At 68.6% G+C, this 889-nt stretch carries 1 protein-coding gene and 1 pseudogene; one reads left to right on the top strand and one right to left on the bottom strand.

The features are described 5' to 3' along the window. Positions 1-519: TetR/AcrR family transcriptional regulator (locus AC1D15_RS34785; RefSeq protein ID WP_477829662.1), on the bottom strand; the 519-nt coding region annotated here is incomplete at its 3' end. A gap of 79 nt (positions 520-598) precedes the next feature. On the opposite strand from AC1D15_RS34785, the pseudogene AC1D15_RS34780 reads away from it, so the two are divergent. Next, positions 599-889: pseudogene (locus tag AC1D15_RS34780) on the top strand (efflux transporter outer membrane subunit); the annotation flags it as partial.

Genomic DNA, 889 nt, shown 5'->3' with positions numbered 1-889 from the left:
GCGCATGGCTTCGCGCTGGCGCTTGCTGAACTGGTGCAGGTTCAGCAGTTCGAGCAGCGAGAGGCCGTCGAGCGCCGCCGCGATGGCGAGCGCCAGGCCGGCCTGCGGGCCGGCGTCGACGAACTCGCCGTACAGGCGGTTGTAGGCCTGCTGCACAGGACCGAGCAGGTGCGGGTAGCTCGTGACGGCGGCGAGCAGGTTCGTCAGCAGCAGCTTCTCGCTGCGCGGCATGTCGAAGGTGTCGTCGACCAGGGCCTGCAGCAGCGCACTGGTGGTGTCACCGCGTTTGGCTGCCTTGTCGCGGCTGCGCTGGTCGAGCTGCTCGATCATGCGTTCGACCAGTGCGCCGAGCAAGTCATCCTTGGTCTTGAAGTGATAGATCAGRCCGCCCTTGGTGACACCGGCGGCCGCGGCCACGGCTTCGAGGGTCAGCTCCTGCACGCTGCCTTGGGTGATCAGCTCGGCCGCCGCGTCGAGCAGCTTTTCGCGGGAGCTGCTGCGCCCCGGTGGGTTGGTCATGAGGGCCTCCTCGAGGATTGAAACTGTACTATACGTATAGTAAAGTAATTACCATCGACACGTCAACCGGAGATCGTTCATGTCCCCCTTCGCCCGAACCCACGTCGGTGCCTGCGTCGCGCTGCTGTCGGCCCTGGCAGGCTGCGCCACATCGGCCGTGGCCCCGCAGCCTTCGCTGGCGCTTCCCGCTGCGTGGAGCATCGATACGCCGCCCGTTGCGGGCGAGGCTGGCCGTGCCGGCGACGCCTGGTGGCGGGACTTCGGCAGCGCGGAGCTCGACGCGCTGATCGAGACCGCGCTGCAGGCCAACCGCGACCTGCGGATCGCCGCTGCGCGCGTGGCCCAGGCGCGCGCCGGGGTCGATGCGGCC

The organism is Rhizobacter sp. P2_H2, from assembly GCF_056403375.1.
This window is presented reverse-complemented; position numbering and strand designations above follow the sequence as displayed.